Genomic DNA, 13,708 nt, shown 5'->3' on the forward strand with positions numbered 1-13,708 from the left:
AAATACCCGGCCAGTCGTATGCCCCATCTAAAAAAGGGAAGGTTGGGGATGATTTATACTTACTCTTCTTGATTAGCTTTTACGGTATCTTCCGGGTGCTGTGGAGGTAACTTGTCTACTTCTTTTTCTACCACAATGGTTTTTAAATGCACGGCATATTTAGAAGGAGTAATTTTGGTGTCAAACTTCTCTGCATAGGCTTGGGTAAACTCTGCACCAAAATATAAGATAATGGCCGTGTAGTAAATCCAAACTAAGATTACAATAATGGAACTGGCTGCACCAAAGGCTGAACCTGGGTTTCCTTTCTCGATGTAAATACCAATAATGTATTTACCTAAACTGAAAAGTAGGGCTGTAAATAATGCACCAACCAACGCTGGTCTCCATTTTAAATTTACATCGGGTAATACCTTGAAAATAATGGCAAAAATGGTAGTTACCACAGCTAGGGTTAAGGCATTGGTTACAATAAGCATTAACCATCCAGATACTTCTTCGATGCCAATTTTGGCCGCGTAACTATCAAGCTTTCCTCCAATACCTACTACCACACTATTTACCACTAATGATACCAGCAATAAAAAACCCAATGAGGCAATTAAAGAGAAAGACAACAAACGGTTGGTGATTAACTTTTTCCAGCCTTTTTTAGGAACAGCTTTTACTTTCCAAATTAAGTTAATGCTATCTTGTATTTCAATGAAAATGGCAGTAGAGCCAATAATTAAGGTGGTAATACCAATGACCAAGCCTATGGTGCTTCGTCCGGATAGGTTGGCATTGTTTACAAAAGTTCTTAGCTGATTGGCTGCACTATTGCCAATCAGTTCGCTAATTTCTCCAAATAACTTAGTGTTGGGGTCCATGTTGTCTCCCAAAAAGATAGATGCAGAAGAAATTACAATAATGATCAAAGGGGTGAGCGAAAAGATGGTATAGTAAGCCAAGGCGGCACTAAGCTTCATCACGCGGTCTTCCATAAAACCTTTACCTGCCGCAATAAATAAATGGTAGGTATTTACAAATAATGATTTTATCTTTCTAGGAATTCTTTTCATGTTATTAAAACGGATATCCGATGCCAATGTTTAAAACTAGATTATCTCTTCTCCAGCCTTTGCTGCCAAAATCTATTTCGTCTATTACCCAACGTTGTCCTTTAGGTAAAAATGGTTTGCGAATAGGGAAGGCACCATCTAGGCGGATGACAAATATAGTAGCATCAATTCTTAAACCTACACCTGTGCCTACCGCGAGTTCATCAAACGAATTTTTGAGTTTGAAAGCGGAACCTGGCCTATTTGGATCGCCTTTGCGTAACCAAATATTTCCTGCATCCACAAAAGCAGCGCCATGAAGAATACTGACTATTTTAAATCTTAATTCCGAATTGAGCATCATTTTTACATCACCGCCTTGATCGGCAAAGCCCGTATTGTTGTTTTGTACTTGAAAGGTTCCAGGGCCTAGTGATCTGGCTCTAAATGCTCTAATGTCGTTAGTACCACCTGCAAAAAACTGACGGACGAATGGCAGTGAACTGCTACCGCCGTAGGCATAACCATAGCCAAAGTTTAATCGGTTGGCCCAAATCACCCCTGGGTTGATCTTATAATAACTCCTTAAATCGGTTTCTACCCTTACAAACTGGGATAATGTAGTATTGAAGACCCTACGGTCACCATTTGGACCTTTACCTGCAAAAAGCCCCCAAACATTTCCGCTGGTTTCCAAGCCTCCAAAGAAATATAAGTTATGGCGACGTTTTTCCTGCATTTGGTTGGTGTAGGTAAAGTTATAATTACTACCAATGATGAACTGGTTTTCTAAAGTATACTGCAAGCCTGGGTTTTGCTTAATAAGGGTTTTATAAGCTTCGGAAGTGGTATCCTTATTTGAAGTCACTAGGTTAACCGAGGCTGGGAAAAAATTATGCTCTTTAAACTGGTTTTCTTTCCAATTGTAACCATACTGTGCTTTAAAAGAGTTCAATTTGTAAACGGTATCTCTACTTAATAACTGATAGCCAAGTGATACAATGGTTTTTGGCGTAAATGCATTAGTGCTTCTTGGTTTATAGAAAGGAACAATAAAACGAGGAAGTGTAAGTTTAACCTCACCTGTAAGCGAGTAGGAGTTAATGCCCTTAGCTTGTCCGCTGTACTGGGTTTCGAAGCCACCGCTGGCACTTACATCCAATTGTTCGGCTCCCCTAAAGATATTACGAGTAGTTTGGGTGATTTTCAGCTCTGAGCCAATAAAGTTGTTGGATTTTTGAGTACCTGTGACCGAAAGGGTCAGCGAGTTTTTCCGTAATGGTGTTAGATAGATATTTAGATCCAGTTGGTTGTTCTTAAAACTGTCAATAGGTAAAAATTCCGCTCTTACGTCTTGAAAAGCACCTAAGTTCACCATTCTATTTAAGGATTGGTTATGGTCTTTACGGTTATATCTTTCTCCTTTTTTAAAGAAGACCAACCTATCAAAAACTCTAGGCCTGTAAGTGTTTCGATTGTCGTAGATATTGAAATCATTGTACTTTAACGGTTCCAGCCTCCTTAAAACGCTATCTCTTCGTAAACTATAACTGGGGTAAATGTTAATATTTCTCACGGTGTAGGGCTTCAACGCCGCATCTGGAGCGATGGTTTTAATGCGTACATTCACATTTACCAAATGGTTGCCGATGGTACTGTCCACTTGTAAGATCAAATGTTCGGGGCTGAAATAAAAATAACCACTTTCCTTAAGGTCGTTATCAATTCGCATCCGTTCATTTTTATAGGTTTCCAAATCATAAAAATCGCCACGTTTCAATAGGGTTTTATCCTTGTTTTTGTTAATGATATGGGTCAAATCGCCAGTATCGGGAGGGAAAGTAATTTCATTGATTTTGTAACGAGTGCCTGTTAAAGCGGTGTAAATGGCTTTCCCACGTCTTCTTTTGATAACAGTGTCGCCAGTAACTTCGGCCTGCAGGTAACCTTGGCTAATAAGAAAGCTCTTCAATACATCACTGTTGTATTTTAGCTTTACCTCACTCATTAATACTGGCGGTTCGCCTACTTTGGTACGTAGCCAATTTCTAAAACCTTTTGGTTTTTTAGGTTCTCCGGCAAGATTGTAGATGTATAGTTTAGGCTTTAATCCTAAAATAGATTTGTTTGGACGTGGGCGTGTTTTATCTTCGAGGGTATTTTTTACCTGTTTTTCATTGGCTATTTTGGAGGATGAATCGGGATTGATTTTTACTTCGGCCCCGGTATAGAGGTTTTGTCCAGGTTTTAGAAATCTGGTATTGCTGCAATTGGCTAGCAGAAAACAAGCCAATATGAAAGCACTTATTTTAATTAGCCTTTTCATTTTTTGGTTTTTGTTCTGCTTCATTTCTACTTCTGTTTCTACGTTTTTGGAATATTTCTCTAAATCTGTTATAATCTACCACTAGTGTAAAGCCTAAGCCAGTTTCTACAATTTGTCCTTCAATTACACTTTCGGTTTGGTTGCGTCGATAAGCTCTTAAACGGTAACGACCGTCTCTAGATAGGGCATATTCTACATTTACATTTCCGGCAATATTGGCTGCGCTTTGATTGGCGTTTTGTGGGCCTTCTAGCGCAAATGAACTTCCTACGGTAACCGTTAATCTATCGTTCAATAATTTCTTAGATAGTCCTATTTCTAAATCGGTTCTTTGTTCCATGCTACCGGTTGAATAATCCTCAGAAGAATTGATCCCAAAATTTACATCGACCCCCTGTATTAAATCTGAAGCAAGGTTGTTCAATTGTTCTGTCAATAACTTACTTACGCTGGAGCGGGCTAGGGTAGATATGCCACCACCGCCACCTGCCAAGCTTTGAAAAGGGTTATTGGCAATAAATCTTTCTAAGGCCAATAAGGCGAAAACTTGTTTGTTCAGTTCGTTCTCATCACGGTTTACACTTTGCAATTTGGTATAGGCCAAGCTTCCAATTTCGGTACCACGTTCGTTTTCTGGTAAATCAATTTTAAAGGAAATAATTGGCTTTAAGAGCTCACCCTTCATATATAAATAAACCTGAAATGGCAGCTTGGTTTTAGCCTGTACCAACTCAGGCTGATTAAGCAGGTCGATAGGTGCTGCATTTACCTCGTAAAGTGCTGTTAAGTTGATATTGGCTTCGGTAGGCTCGCCTGTCCAAATCATGGTACTGCCTTTAACCAATTTGAAAGGTTTTTTGCCTAATGGTCCTACCGAAAGACTATAGGAGCCGTCTACAATTTCATAGCGCCCCGTCATACTAATTTTGCCGCTAGGATCCATGGTCGCATTCAGGTCGGCATTTCCTCTAACGGTTAGCATGTCGCCATTGGCTGGATCCACTACTACATTTAATTCGGCTTCGGGGTTAATGTTAATGTCGGCCACTAAATTGATTCCCTTAATTGGCGACTTGCTAACGCTGTCGGCTTTTAAGTCTTTTTGTCCATTAAAAGGAGGGGCATCGGCATCAATAAATTGTACAATGCCTTCCTGATCAATTACTGAAGGGTCGTTAACGGGCATGGCATAATAGAACTTGGTGCCTTTTTCAACGGTAATGTTCATGTTCACATTAGGTTGGTTCATATCGCCACGTACACGGATATTACTGCTCAAGAATACCGTTCCGTAAATCATATCATTATCCTGAGCGGTTGAGCTAATTGCTCTAAAGTTATCTGTTTTGATATCTAAGCCAAAGCGTACATTGCTGAAATCGCTGGTGTACACCATTCCGTTAACGGTAGCTTTTTTGCCTAAAGAATCAATCAGGGTGAAATTATTGAAACGGACGCCCTCGTTGTTGAAAGCAACTTCTTGATTTGGCATGGTGAAATAGGCGTTAATGTAAGCCACTCTAAAGCCAGCATCATTAAATTTTAATGAACCTAAAATTTGTGGTTTACTTAATTCACCTTTTATGGCAAACTGACCAGTAATGGTTCCTTTACCTTGCTTAATTTGCCCAAGGCTTACGCTTTCTATTTGTCGCAAATCAATTTTGCCGATGTCGATATTCAGATCTAAATTACTTTGGGGAGCGGTGTAATAAAATCCTTTGGCCGAAAGTTCATGTACTCCTTTTAAACTCACGTCAACCTCAAAAGCATTTTCAGTATTGTTGTTAACGATGGCTTTTAAATCGCCCAATTCATCTTTTTGGTAACGTAGTTTCGAAATGGTTAAATTGGCTTCGAACTTAGGGTTTGAAACCAAGTCTTTCACATCTACCGTTCCATTGATGGCTCCACCAACCAAAGTAGTATCGGTTTCGGCGAATTTGGTAAGGGTTTCAATTTGGAAGTCTTTAAATTCTACCTTTAATGGCGAATTGGGAGTGTCGGAGGTACTGTTGATGCTCAACAATTGCGAACCCTGACTGATATTGAACTGATGTGCCAAAATTCCTGATTCGCCAAATTGGATATAGTTTTCTGGTGCTACCGTCCATTTTTCGTAGTCCAATAATAACTTATTAGGGTCTAAATTGAAACGGAAATCTTTGTTGATGGATTGGAAAATACCAGCAATTACATATTTATCCTTACGCTGCCTGTCTCGTAAAAAGACATTTAAATCCAATTTATTATCTGCTGCGGAACCAGAGACTTCGGTATTGAATAAAGCAATAGATGGATTGGTAATGCTGTTGACAAATAAGCGGTAGTTAAGCTTTTCACCATCATTTCCTATATTCAACTTAATGCTATCTAAGTTGATTTTGTTGTAGGTGATTTTCGGGAATACCGCATTCATTAACAAACTATCTTTTTCGGTATCAATTAAACCATTGATTTTGGAAGGGGCAAAGGTGGTGAGCGATGGTACGAAATCTTGTAGAAATTTAGGATTATAGATGTTTGCCGTAAAACGAATGCGCTGCGGCGGAACCTTAGTAACTTCTCCAAACTCATAATATTTGTTAATTTGGTTGATGATCGCACTCCCTACCTTACTCAGCTGATATTTTCCATCGATGGTTGCACTGATCAGCTCTGATTTCAGCACCAATTTATTTTCTGTGGCGGTTGAAACGGCATTTAACTGAACGGTATCTACATTAAACTTTTTACCTTCTTTTACCAACTGCAGACCGGTAGCAAACACGTTGCCGTTCAAGTAGTCCACATCTGCGGTTTTAATATCGGCTTTAATGTTTCCCGCAAATCTAAATTCGGTTTTACTAAAATTTAGTTTTTGTAAATCAACTTGTTTTATAGCCACATTTGCTTTAACTGCGGGATATTTGCCTGCTAAATTGGCATTAGCGCTTAATTCCACATTTACGTTGCTATCGGGCATGTTACCTTTAATAGCTACATTTTGATTGGCATAATTGCCTGACAGTTTCAAATTGCGATAGTTGTACTTGTTGTAATAGGCACTTAGTACGGTGGCATTAAATTGGGCATTGATCTTTTTAGGGTCTAAGCCAGTGCCTACTACAGCGGCTTTAGCTGAAACCCTGCCCAAGGTAGGTTCTTGCTTCAACAATCGGCCTACGTTGAAGTTGTTCAAACTTACATCGGCCTTGTATTTTTCTTTGCCTTTTGGCCCCTTCATGGTTGCGGCTAAAATGGCCCCGCCCATATCTGATCTTACATTCAGATTGGTTTTAAAGTCAGTCATGGAGCCGTTAAATTTGCCGTTGGCATCAATTACGTTGGGAAGTTGAATGCTTGGTGGCAAAGATTTTTTAGGCACAATGGCTAAAATATCGCCTTTGCTGATATGCACTTTTTTAATGTTCAAGTCAAGATAGGCCTTATTAATATCGGTTACATTGTCGGCCTTTCCGTTCACTTCTATTTGGGTATTACTTAAACCGCTAATCTGTAGCTGTGGAATATTCAGTTTGTTTAAATATCCATTCACTTTAGCATTTACCTTAATTTTCTGATTGGTATATTGTTGTGGTAGGGCGTCGCTAAAAAAGGTCGCATCCTTTAATCCAATGGTGGTATTTTTGATGTCGATTTTTAGCTTTACACGTTCGGGATTTTTGGTCAGATCATCCAAAGAAGTAAAACTAAGGTCTGTCGCATTTTCGATACTGGTATTTGGTGTTTTCAGTACAAAATTATCCAGCTTGATTTGCTTATCGTTATATATGGCATCACCTCTTAAAGCACTTAGTACAAAGCCACTTTTATCATTTAACGAGCCATTTTTGACCTTAGCAGTAATCCCCTTGCTGCTATAATTCACCTCTTCAGCACCTAAGTTGAGACCTTTAATGTTCAGATGATTAAAGTCAATACCTTTCTTAAGCGGTTTGGCTCCTAAATTATCGAACTGCAATTGGTTATTGATGAGGTTGATTTTTTTGATAGCCAGTGCCAAAGTAGATTCTTCGGCCACAACCGTATCTTTAACTTTACTTAAATCGTTACTGGGAGCTGGTTTAAACGCAAATTTAACGAAGGAATTAGCGAGCTCGGCATTGTCGGCAAGGTAATGGCCATTGTTTAAATCGACCTTTAAATTATCAAAAGCAAGTTTGTTGACATTTGCCACGGCATTGGTGGTGGTCAACTGGTCATCGTAATTAACTTTTACATTGTTGAATTCGAACTTTTGAACTTCAATGGTTGGCAACTTGCCTTGTTCTTTTTGGGCACTATCAACACTGTTGGTGATATGCTGTACCAACTGGGTTAAAGGTTTTTGCTGTAGGTAAACCAAAGAAGTATTGTCTACCGTGAAATTTTTGATAATGTATTTTTGATTGGCTAAATCAAAATCCTTGATTTTCGTTTCAAGTTTACCGAGATAGAATTTTACGTTGTTGCCTGCTACATCGTCTCTGTAGGTAAGCCCAATATCTTCGAAACGAATTTTATCTACTGAAAATTTTAACGTAGAAGTGGTGTCTTTTTCTACTTTTTCGTCTGGCTTTTTCTGATCACTCATAAAAGCATCAACTAGGAAAGAAAAGTTGAAAGTGGTATCGGGATGAACTCTTTTTACATTTGCCCTGATATTTTTTAGCTCAAGATAGTTGACTTCTACCGTGTTTTTTAAAAGCTTAAAGAGACTAATGTCTACCTGTAATTTTTCGGCGTATAGGAGCGTGTCTTTGTTAAGGTCTTCGATATAAAACTTGTTAAAAACCACATCTTTTGGAAGTGCAATTTTAATGCTTTCTAACCTTACTTCTGTTTTTGTCTTGTTTTTGAGGTAGCTGATGGCCTTGTCCTTTACAAAGTTTTGTACAGCTGGAATGTTTAAGGAAAGCGCAACAAGTACTACCAATAAGATGACACTGGCAATAATCCATAAAATGATTTTAAGACCTTTTCTAAAATACTTGTTCAAGCGTAGCTGTTTTTTTGATGGTTCAATATAATCTATTTATTCTAAAATGGCTTTTAACCACTTAAAGCAAACAAAACTTGCTCCATAAAGTTTTGGTCTCACAACATTCAATTATTAATTTCTAATTTGTATGTTTAGTTTATGAATGTACATAATTTCAATATTAGCTACCAAACTTACGAACATATTAATGAGCTTTCTGAAGAAGACAAGTTGTTGTGCATAATGGCGGAAGAGGCATTAAAAACATCATATTCGCCCTACTCTAAGTTTAAGGTAGGCACAGCCATACAATTGGCAGATGGAGAAATCGTTTTGGGAAGTAACCAAGAGAATGTGGCCTATCCTTCTGGTTTATGTGCCGAAAGGGTGGCTCTTTTCGCCATTGGTTCTTCAAAGCCAAATGCAATAGTTAAGAGTATGGCCATTACGGCTTTTACCGAAAGTTTTGATATCAAAAATCCTGTCACTTCCTGCGGTGCCTGTTTACAGGTGATGGCGGAATTTGAGCAACGTCAAAAATCGCCTATTACAGTAATTTTCTATTGCCTAAACGGACAGATTATGAAAGTAGAGGGAATCAGAAGCTTACTGCCCTTTGTTTTTGTAGAGGATAGATTGGCGGGAATTACCTAACATTTAGTGCTTGCTTAGCATAAATGTTATCGGTTTGGATAAAATCTGGGTTCATTGCAAAGGCTTTTCTCAGTTCATCTCGGTAATAGGGAGTCCACAACTGTACTTTTAAGCCCGCTTTGTGCGCAGCTGCAACCGTTTCCTGAGTTACCGAAGGGTCGGTGTAATTGCAGCTTAGTGCATCATAGCCTAACCTAACCGCATTATTTATTTTTTCGGGCATGGGTTCATACCTCATAAAACAAGTTGTAATTCCTTTGGTAGCATTGTTTGATTTTAATTTGGTACAGAATAATTGACTATCTACTTCCACCAAGGTCCGGTCAATAAATTTATAACTTTCGAATACTTTTGCTAAACTAGCCGCCAGTTGGGTCAAATAGCCATTTCTATCTCCATACAAACTGAAAGTACTTGTGTTAAATGATATTTTAATATCTAGAGAGATGTATAAGCCAGTACCCGTGTTGTTGTTCCAATCGACAATTTCAGATAGCCTATAAATGCGGTCTGATTTATTTTTATGGCAAATGTTAATCTTTTCAATGTCCGTATCCCTCATTTCTGGAATAATCCCTTGAAAAGTGCTATTGCACACAAAACCGCTTAAATCACTGTTATGCCAAACCCAAGGTGTACCATCAAGGCTCATTTGGATATCCAATTCTACTCCATCTAACCTTTTAGCCGCATTTTGCACCGAAGGAAGAGTATTCTCAATCAACAAGTCGTTGTAGTTGTTGTTGCCGCTGCCTTTATGTCCCATAAAATTGGTGGCCGTTTCCATGGGAGCTGGTCTACCACAGGAATTTAAGAAGAATGAAAATCCCACTATGTAGCTGGTAAACAATACGATACGTCTATTAAGGAAGGGCATTGTTAAGAAATGGGATGTTGATTGAAATACAAAGTTATATAATTTAAAACAAGTTTTTACAACTTGAATGTTTAGTTTTTCATAGGCAGAAAAGAGTGCTGATAATTATGATTTGTTCAACTAAGTAGACGAGGGTCAGCGCATAGGCAGATGAAAGTCTATGACTAGATTACTCCTTTTATCTCTAAAAATATGCCGTATTCAGAAAGTGCGTTTAAGCGGATTAAAGCAGGTTTTTGCAAATTTGGTTAAAGGCCTATGAGGCCTTTTTTCCCCGATGATTGGAAAAAATGGGGCTGCTTATCTTAAACTTTCCTATCTTTAAAATGAAAACCAAAATTATCTTGCATGAGAAAACTCACCACTTTAATATTTGCAGTCATCGCTTTGTTTTTGGTGTCCTGTAAAAATCAAAAGGCCGACTTGGTCGTTTATAATGCCCGTATTTATACCGTAAATGAAGGATTTGAAGTGGTAGAGGCCATGGCCATTAAGGATGGTAAGATCCTAGCCTTGGGAAAATCGGAAGACATTAAGGCCCAATATCCTGCTAAAGAAATGTTGGATGGCCAAGGAAAAGCGATTTATCCGGGCTTTATTGATGCACATGCACACTTTTTTGGCTATGCGCAAAGTTTGAACAATGCTAATCTGACCGAAGCAAAATCATGGGAAGAGGTATTGACCAGATTGCAGGAATTTGCAAGCACGCATCCCGAAGGTTGGCTAACTGGTAGGGGCTGGGACCAAAATGATTGGCCTGAAAAGCAGTTCCCTACTAAAGATAAATTAGATGAACTTTTTCCTGACCGACCTGTTCTGCTCACTCGAATTGATGGGCACGCTGCTATTGCCAACCAAAAAGCACTTGAAGCCGCCGGAATTACAAAGGCCTATGAACTTACAGGAGGAGAAATTATTGAAAAAGATGGTAAACTTACCGGAGTTTTGATTGATAATGCTGTTGATTTGGTGAATAGCAAAGTCCCTTCGCTTACCGAAGCGCAAATGAAAACATTGCTATTACAGGCACAAGAAAATTGTTTTGCAGTAGGCTTGACCACTATTGATGATTGTGGTTTGGATTATGATGCTGTAGAAGGTATTGAACAATTGCAAAAGAATGGCGATTTGAAAATGCGTTTCTACGTCATGCTTTCTGATAAGGAAAAAAACTATGATTATTTATTTAAGCGAGGCGCTATTAAAACAGACCGATTAAATGTAAGGTCGTTTAAAGTATATGGAGATGGTGCCTTGGGTTCAAGGGGAGCCTGTTTGCTACATCCTTATAGCGATATGCCCAATAAAAAAGGATTTTTGTTGAGCGATTTGGGCCACTTCGAAAAAGTAGCGAAGAAAATTAATGAACATAATTTCCAGATGTGTACACATGCCATCGGCGATTCAGCCAATCGGGCTATCCTTAAGATATATAATAAAATTTTGGGGCCTAATAATGATAAACGTTGGCGCATAGAGCACGCTCAAGTAGTAGCTCCAGAGGATTTTGAACTGTTTGGAAAGGCAAAGATAGTGCCATCAGTACAGCCTACACATGCTACTTCTGATATGTATTGGGCGCAAGATCGGTTGGGAAAGGATAGGATAAAAGGTGCTTACGCTTACAAACAATTGTTGCAGCAAAACGGTTGGCTTCCATTGGGAACCGATTTCCCGGTAGAGCAGATCAACCCGATGCTTACTTTTTACGCCGCAACAATCAGAAAAGATGCTGCGGGTTGGCCGGCTACGGGATTTCAGGTGGAAAATGCCTTAACACCAGAAGAAACATTGAGGGGAATGACCATTTGGGCTGCCAAATCAAACTTTGAGGAAAAGGAAAAAGGTAGTTTGGAAGTGGGTAAATTCGCCGACTTTGTACTGATGGAAAATGACTTATTGAAAGCAAACGCGAAACAAATTTTAGAAAATAAAGTAATTAGAACATATATTAATGGAGAAAAAGTTTATGAGAAAAAATAATCTGCTGGGCGTAACTGCCATTTGTTTAACTGCTGTTGTTTCCTTTACTGCCTGCGCCCAAGATCATAAACAAAACCAAAATCGTTTAAACAAAATGAACGATGTGGTGAAGCATACGGTATTGCTTAATAACTATCAAAATTTCATTCCAATAGTAGGACTTGCCGAGAAAAAAATAGTATCCATCGGTTTGGGCTATTCCTATCAAATCGGCTTTGATAGCCTTTTAAATAAATATGCTCCTGTGAGTAGTCTGAATGCAAATAAATACGCAGACTCCACCACTTTAAATGACTTGGAAGACGACGTGAAGTTCTACAATACTGTTATTGTGGCGTTAAATAGCGATATGGCCAAGAATGCAAAGTATATTAGTTTTATTGGCAATTTGGCTAAAAGCAAGAAAGTAGTCGTGGCTTTATTTGGTAATGGCACTGCCTTGAGCTCTTTTGACCAGTTGAATGCACCCTTGGTTTGGAGTTCAGAAGATAATGAGGAAGCTGCTTTGGTAGCTCCGCAATTTATATTTGGTGGCATTGGGGCTACACAGATGTTAGATAAAAGCTATTCTGCTAAATATGTGCAGGGAACGGGTTATCTTACCCAAGCCACACGTTTGAAATATACGGTACCCGAAGATGCAAACGTGAACAGTAACGATTTAAGAGAAATAGATGATATTGTAAACGATGGGATTGCTAAAAAAGCTTCTCCTGGAATGGTGGTGTTGGTGGCAAAAGACGGAAAAGTAATTTACAACAAGGCTTTTGGTTACCATACCTATGACAATCAAATTGCTGATAAGGTAACGGATATTTTCGATTTGGCTTCGGTAACGAAAACAACTGCTACTACGCCAAGTGTAATGCGTTTGGTGGAACAAAAGAAGCTAAAACTCGATACCAATGTAGGCTATTATATTGCAAAGGCCCGTAACACACCTATGAATGGAATTAATGTAAGAGAAGTGATGTTGCACCAGGCAGGATTTATTCCCTACATTCCATTTCATAACTTTGTAAAAGAGGGCGATTACAGCAGGGATTCTTCAGCAGCTTACCCAACTAAAGTAGCGGATAACTACTATATCAAAAAGGGCTTCTTTAATGATTTCATGTGGCCAAAAATGTTAAACTCTCCCATTAAAACCAGAGGTAGTTACGTATATAGTGATATCAGTATGTACGTGATGCAGGATATTGTGGAACATATTTCTGAAATGCCAGAAGACCAATATGTACAGCAGAATTTTTATATCCCTTTGGGAATGCAGACTGCGGGATACTTGCCTAGAAACAGATTTCCTAAAGATAGAATCGTACCTACAGAGGATGACAAAGTATTTCGAAAAACCCTGCTGGAAGGTTATGTGCATGATCAGGGAGCAGCCCTAAAGGGAGGCGTCGCTGGACATGCTGGGTTATTTGGCACTGCTAACGATTTAGCCATTTATAACCAAATGTTATTGAACAAGGGAACTTATGGTGGTGAGCAATATTTTACACCGCAAACGGTTGAGATGTTTACCAGCAAGCAATCTGATGTAAGTAGGAGAGGTTTAGGTTTTGATAGATGGGACCCAGATCTGAGTAAAAAGTATCCATCTGAATTGGCTTCTCCACAAACTTTTGGACATACGGGTTACACAGGAATTGGGGTTTGGGTAGATCCATCTCGTAACATGGTTTACATTATTTTAACTAACCGTGTAAACCCTACAGTAAGTGAAATGTTGGGCAAGTTGAACATCCGCCCGCGTATTCAAGATGTGGTTAACCGAGCAATTGATAAAAGTAAAAAGTAATCTCTCTGTAGCAGATAGACTTACGAAGTTTTCAAAACTTCGTAAGTCTCTAAAAATT

The 13,708-nt window shown here is 38.8% G+C and carries 7 protein-coding genes; 3 read left to right on the plus strand and 4 right to left on the minus strand.

Going from position 1 to position 13,708, the window contains the following annotated elements; translation table 11 throughout:
* Positions 1 to 59: 59 nt before the first annotated feature.
* The 3 genes from ABDV71_RS07050 to ABDV71_RS07060 are packed head-to-tail and all read right to left on the minus strand — an operon-like array spanning position 60 to position 8,347.
* Positions 60 to 1,061: a YihY/virulence factor BrkB family protein gene (locus tag ABDV71_RS07050; RefSeq protein WP_343531739.1), complete on the minus strand. Its 1,002-nt coding sequence runs from the start codon at positions 1,059 to 1,061 to the stop codon at positions 60 to 62.
* A 4-nt stretch (positions 1,062 to 1,065) separates the two neighbouring features.
* Positions 1,066 to 3,366 carry a BamA/TamA family outer membrane protein gene (locus ABDV71_RS07055; protein WP_343531740.1) on the minus strand — a complete coding sequence of 767 codons (2,301 nt, stop codon included), beginning with the start codon at positions 3,364 to 3,366 and terminating at the stop codon, positions 1,066 to 1,068.
* On the minus strand, positions 3,350 to 8,347 hold the full coding sequence (locus ABDV71_RS07060) for a translocation/assembly module TamB domain-containing protein (RefSeq protein WP_343531741.1): 4,998 nt from the start codon (positions 8,345 to 8,347) through the stop codon (positions 3,350 to 3,352). Before ABDV71_RS07060 ends, ABDV71_RS07055 begins: the two co-directional genes overlap by 17 nt.
* Before the next feature lie 141 nt (positions 8,348 to 8,488).
* On the opposite strand from ABDV71_RS07060, the gene ABDV71_RS07065 reads away from it, so the two are divergent.
* Positions 8,489 to 8,983: a cytidine deaminase gene (locus ABDV71_RS07065; RefSeq protein WP_343531742.1), complete on the plus strand. Its 495-nt coding sequence runs from the start codon at positions 8,489 to 8,491 to the stop codon at positions 8,981 to 8,983.
* Here ABDV71_RS07065 and ABDV71_RS07070 read toward each other — a convergent pair.
* Positions 8,976 to 9,860, minus strand: coding sequence for a glycerophosphodiester phosphodiesterase (locus tag ABDV71_RS07070; RefSeq protein WP_343531743.1), 885 nt, complete (start codon positions 9,858 to 9,860; stop codon positions 8,976 to 8,978). The genes ABDV71_RS07065 and ABDV71_RS07070 overlap by 8 nt on opposite strands.
* Before the next feature lie 348 nt (positions 9,861 to 10,208).
* Between ABDV71_RS07070 and ABDV71_RS07075 the strand changes: the two genes are divergently transcribed.
* Together ABDV71_RS07075 and ABDV71_RS07080 are read left to right on the plus strand one after the other, a co-directional pair.
* Positions 10,209 to 11,846 carry an amidohydrolase gene (locus ABDV71_RS07075; protein ID WP_343531744.1) on the plus strand — a complete coding sequence of 546 codons (1,638 nt, stop codon included), beginning with the start codon at positions 10,209 to 10,211 and terminating at the stop codon, positions 11,844 to 11,846.
* On the plus strand, positions 11,833 to 13,650 hold the full coding sequence (locus ABDV71_RS07080) for a serine hydrolase (RefSeq protein WP_343531745.1): 1,818 nt from the start codon (positions 11,833 to 11,835) through the stop codon (positions 13,648 to 13,650). The genes ABDV71_RS07075 and ABDV71_RS07080 overlap by 14 nt, the downstream gene beginning before the upstream one ends.
* Positions 13,651 to 13,708: the final 58 nt, after the last annotated feature.

The sequence above is a fragment of the Pedobacter sp. genome, from assembly GCF_039594775.1.
Taxonomy (GTDB): Bacteria; Bacteroidota; Bacteroidia; order Sphingobacteriales; family Sphingobacteriaceae; genus Pedobacter.

Coding starts and splice junctions, on each gene's coding strand:
- ABDV71_RS07050 (WP_343531739.1), bottom strand. CDS start 1,061: ATGAAAAGAATTCCTAGAAAGATAAAATCATTATTTGTAAATACCTAC.
- ABDV71_RS07055 (WP_343531740.1), bottom strand. CDS start 3,366: ATGAAAAGGCTAATTAAAATAAGTGCTTTCATATTGGCTTGTTTTCTG.
- ABDV71_RS07065 (WP_343531742.1), top strand. CDS start 8,489: ATGAATGTACATAATTTCAATATTAGCTACCAAACTTACGAACATATT.
- ABDV71_RS07070 (WP_343531743.1), bottom strand. CDS start 9,860: ATGCCCTTCCTTAATAGACGTATCGTATTGTTTACCAGCTACATAGTG.
- ABDV71_RS07075 (WP_343531744.1), top strand. CDS start 10,209: ATGAGAAAACTCACCACTTTAATATTTGCAGTCATCGCTTTGTTTTTG.
- ABDV71_RS07080 (WP_343531745.1), top strand. CDS start 11,833: ATGAGAAAAAATAATCTGCTGGGCGTAACTGCCATTTGTTTAACTGCT.